Source organism: Streptomyces sp. AC627_RSS907 (assembly GCF_019049165.1).
The window spans coordinates 1-609 of sequence record NZ_JAGMUE010000320.1; the positions used below are offsets into that span (position 1 = coordinate 1).

Below are 609 nucleotides of genomic sequence, written 5' to 3' on the forward strand. Positions count from 1 at the left end.
CGTACTCCCGTCACCCCGTCCGTTCCCGCGCCCAGTCGAGTGCACATCGCACCGGTCCGGGCGGTCATCGGCCGGCCGGGTGACGTCCACCCGGCCGGCCGACCACTCCTCCCACCACGCGGCGGCCCGTCCGCGCGTCACGCGCGGCGCGGCCACCCGCCGCGCCCACTCAGCCGCGCGGCCCGCCGGCTCGGCCGGTCCGCGCGCCTGGTCGGCTGGTGCTCACGCCCGCTGGGCCGCTCCTCACGCCTGCTCGGCGACGAGACGCTGCACGGCGGCGATCGCGTCGTCGATGGCGGCCGGGTTCTGGCCGCCGCCCTGCGCGACGTCCGGCTTGCCGCCGCCGCCTCCGCCGAGCGTCTTGGCGGCGGTGCGCACCAGCTCGCCGGCCTTGAGGCCGCGCTCGCGGGCCGCCTCGTTGGTGGCGATCACCGTGAGCGGGCGCTCGCCGGCGACGGCGAACAGCGCGACGACGGCCGGGCGACCGCCCTGGATGCGCCCGCGCACGTCGAGCACCAGCTTGCGCAGGTCGTCGGCGCCGGTGCCGTCGGGCACCCGGCCGGTCACCAGCGCGACGCCCCGCACGTCCTGGGCGCCCTCGGCGAGGCC

1 protein-coding gene is annotated in these 609 nt (G+C 79.5%); it reads right to left on the reverse strand.

Features of this window, described 5'->3' with window-relative positions; genetic code table 11:
* Positions 1 to 243 precede the first annotated feature (243 nt).
* A partial coding sequence (locus KUM32_RS35500) for a DHHA1 domain-containing protein (protein ID WP_254406616.1) occupies positions 244 to 609 on the reverse strand: 366 nt, incomplete at its 5' end.